The following is a 3214-nucleotide window of genomic DNA, read 5'->3' on the forward strand; positions in this document are numbered from 1 at the left end:
TTTTCATTGTCGATACCCAAAGGATTGTTCTCGTACTCACAGATTAATTCCATTCTAAGTTTTGTACCGAAGACGAGCTCGGACTTGAAGGTTTTGAAGAAACTTTCAGCCACTGCATTATCCCAATAATTCCCTGTAATAAGCAAATATAAAACCAACATTCTTAGCAAAGTTTATTCGGCACTTTTTTGATTTGGCTTTCAAGGTACATTGACCCAGATTATTAATAAAATTCTTTCTGTTTTTCTCTAATGACTGTCTTTCAGTTTTCAAGTCTTTAGCTCGTGCTTGCTAGCTTTATGACTTCACATCTGTATAGAAGTCAGTCCAGGATAGCTGCAGCAGGCACTTCGTTGTTAAGGGCCAGAGTTCTCGGTTCATGTCACAGAAGGAAGAGCTGATTGGGTAACTTAATTTATGTAAATATTCTCTGGACAATGATGATTCTCTATATATTCATCAAATTGGGATCTTTTATAACTTTTAAAACAAGATTTCTGATTATTTTTATATCATTAAAGTTTAGAAAAAAATAAAGTGTAAATGGAATAATAAAAAAAACATCTCTCGAGTTAGTGATAATTAGTATTAAACTAATCAAAAAAGGCAGCATCATTCTCCAAGGATATACATCTATAAAAGTTGAAATGAGTCCAGAATTCAACCCCATATTCTTCCTACCGTTCATACTCGTGTATAAAGTATAAAAGAAATATGTTATCATGCTACCTAAAATAGCTAATGAAATTGAAAATTTAAACGTAACAATAAAAAGATAAGTTAAACCAATATTAAATAAAAGAGTTAGAAAAGTAAGAAGTCCTAATGACCGTTCTTTTCCTCTCGCTATTAGCAACCCGCTATAACCATAAGAATTCGTATATAAGACTAGAGTTAATGCTGTTATTTTAAAAATTGGTGATGCTTGTTGATATTCAGGGAAAAAAAACAAAAAAAATGGAAAAATTATAATTAAAAAATGTACTATCAAATGTGATAAAGAAATATAAGCAACACGTATGTTTCCTAAAATATTATTAATTTGAGTGTTATTACTACTTGCAAATCTATTTAGCATTTTTGGAAAAATTAGATATGAAATTGAGCTAAGCAATAGAAAAATAGCGTTAGCAAACGAATAAGAGAAAGTATAATAACCAAACTCATCTATCGCATAATAGCTACTAATAAAAGAATTTGTACTTAATATTATTAAATGCAAAGATGTATTGTATACAAATAAATGCCATCCTTTTATTTGTATATGTTTAACTAAATCAAAACTGAATCTTAATTTAAAAGGTACAGGTCTTTGATAAAGAAATAAAATAAATGAAATAGTAGTCGAAAAGCTGTATGCTATTAACATTGCCCATATTAAGATTTCACTTCTAAAAAAAGGCATGATCAATAACACAATGATCGGGTAAAGAGATTGATTTAGAGCAATGAGTAAAATTTTGCCATAAATTCTGAAAATATTAGAAAATAAAGCATTAAAATACGTAAGCACCGCAATGATACTCACAATTATTATATATTCATCAAAATTATACTTTTCTCCAATGTTAAAACAATTGATGTATTTAAATGAATATAATACTAGTAATATTACGATTGATAACCCCATTATCATTGATAAAGAATTACCAATCACTTTTTCTACATAATCATCATTGTTCTTATTAATCGATAGAATCGCATTTGCTGAATGAGCTATTCCTAAATCGAACTTTCCACAATAACCCAATATTAAAATAATAAAACCCCATACACCTAAGTAATAAGGTCCTAAATAAAGTGCAATAAAAAGAGAATTTATGAATTGAATAATATAAGTCGCATAACGACTAATAATATACAAAATTGCGGTATTTGTTAGTGCCTTTTTAGCTAAGGTTTTAAAATTATCCATTAAATTTACAACTATATTTTACAATACTTTTTCATTCTATTTAGTTTTGCAGGTACACCTCCATATATAGAATCAGGCTAAATGTCTTTTGTAACAACAGATTTTGCACCGATAACAGAATTATTTCCGACACGAATTCCAGGTTTAATAAAAACATTCGCTCCAATCCATTTTCGCATGTCCGTCTTTCCCGGGCACAGGAAATAGCGCATGGGGTCATTCAGGCAGAACATGGCGTGAGCAGATTTGATTCAGTAAATTGATCGCGATCTCTGCCTGGGCACTACCAATGAAGCTGACCTGGATACCTCCCGGTAGTTTTATCCTGATCTCTCCCTGACTGCTGCGAGGGGATGAAGCCGGCGAGGATACAGGGGCTTTTATGGGTAGGTTTAAGTTGATTGGTGCCAGCATGTTCGTGGGTGCATCCGGCGCATGATTGCTATAGGGCCGGGTGAGTCCGTACTTGGTTTGCCAGTAGTGGAAGCCAGAGACCGTATAGGACTCGTTTGCACAAAAATCTTTGATGCTTAACCCCCTCTTCTGTTGGCGTTCCAGTATCGCCATGAATTCTTCTTTGTTTACAGGCTTCATAAAAAATAGGTTTGCAGGCAAAGATCGGGAAAAATCATTTTCGCTAAAATGGGTATTTTATCGGGGGCTTACGAAACAACAAGGGCAATTCAAGAAACGGCCTAGGATACTTTTTGCAAAAATAAAACTCGAAATACCACTATGCCGTTCATATCTGGTGTATGATCTGATCACATTTTTAGACTACCCAGTTGAAATTCGCAAGATCTTCTAAAAGACCAACCTGATTGAAAATTTCAACAGCCTAATTCGGGAATTCACCAAAGCCAAACTCTCATTCCCGAATGATGAGGTCGTTAAAATCCGTATATCTTGCTATCAATGAAATAGAAAGGAAATGGACGATGCCTATAAAAAACTGGCCTAATATTTTGAATCAGTTTGTTACTTTTTTTGTGGTAGGGCGCTGTTGTAATTATGAAGCCCCAATTGACATTTACACAAAATTCTAGATAGTGCCTAATGTTAATTATCTATTTCATTCTTTAACTTCCAACTCCCATTTTTGTCTTCATAGAAAATTTCTGTATTATAAAGCTTATCAACTATTCCCCAAAACTGTTTTTCGGAATATCCAAGGAAATCACAAAAGTCTCTAACACTTAATGGATCTAAAGCGTGATCATGTTCACGAACTAATTCAAACGCTCTTTCTCTTGTAATCATACCATATCTTACCATCCTTGCAGCATAATCAGTTGCGGA

Annotated in this window: 3 protein-coding genes and 2 pseudogenes; 1 reads left to right on the top strand and 4 read right to left on the bottom strand. The window is 33.0% G+C overall.

The window, feature by feature from the left end:
* Window positions 1-448 precede the first annotated feature (448 nt).
* The 3 genes and pseudogenes from PHF25_09260 to PHF25_09270 form a co-directional block, all read right to left on the bottom strand.
* Window positions 449-1915 (bottom strand): hypothetical protein, encoded by a 1467-nt coding sequence (locus PHF25_09260; GenBank protein MDD4528197.1) that lies wholly within the window; start codon window positions 1913-1915, stop codon window positions 449-451.
* Window positions 1916-1992: 77 nt separating this feature from the next.
* Window positions 1993-2085, bottom strand: a pseudogene (locus PHF25_09265) (DapH/DapD/GlmU-related protein).
* Window positions 2086-2131: 46 nt separating this feature from the next.
* Window positions 2132-2509, bottom strand: a complete 378-nt coding sequence (locus PHF25_09270) for an IS66 family insertion sequence element accessory protein TnpB (protein ID MDD4528198.1) — start codon at window positions 2507-2509, stop codon at window positions 2132-2134.
* Between the two features lie 163 nt (window positions 2510-2672).
* Between PHF25_09270 and PHF25_09275 the strand changes: the two are divergent.
* Window positions 2673-2961: pseudogene (locus tag PHF25_09275) on the top strand (transposase).
* A 13-nt stretch (window positions 2962-2974) separates the two neighbouring features.
* Here the strand turns inward: PHF25_09275 and PHF25_09280 are convergent.
* Window positions 2975-3214, bottom strand: a 240-nt coding sequence (locus PHF25_09280; protein ID MDD4528199.1) for an N-acetyl sugar amidotransferase, incomplete at its 5' end; no start/stop codon positions are given.

This window comes from Candidatus Margulisiibacteriota bacterium, from assembly GCA_028706105.1.
Classification (GTDB): Bacteria; Margulisbacteria; Riflemargulisbacteria; order GWF2-35-9; family DYQY01; genus DYQY01.

Excerpts from the sequence above, each read along its gene's own strand:
- PHF25_09260 (MDD4528197.1), bottom strand. The coding sequence starts at position 1,915 with ATGGATAATTTTAAAACCTTAGCTAAAAAGGCACTAACAAATACCGCA.
- PHF25_09270 (MDD4528198.1), bottom strand. The coding sequence starts at position 2,509 with ATGAAGCCTGTAAACAAAGAAGAATTCATGGCGATACTGGAACGCCAA.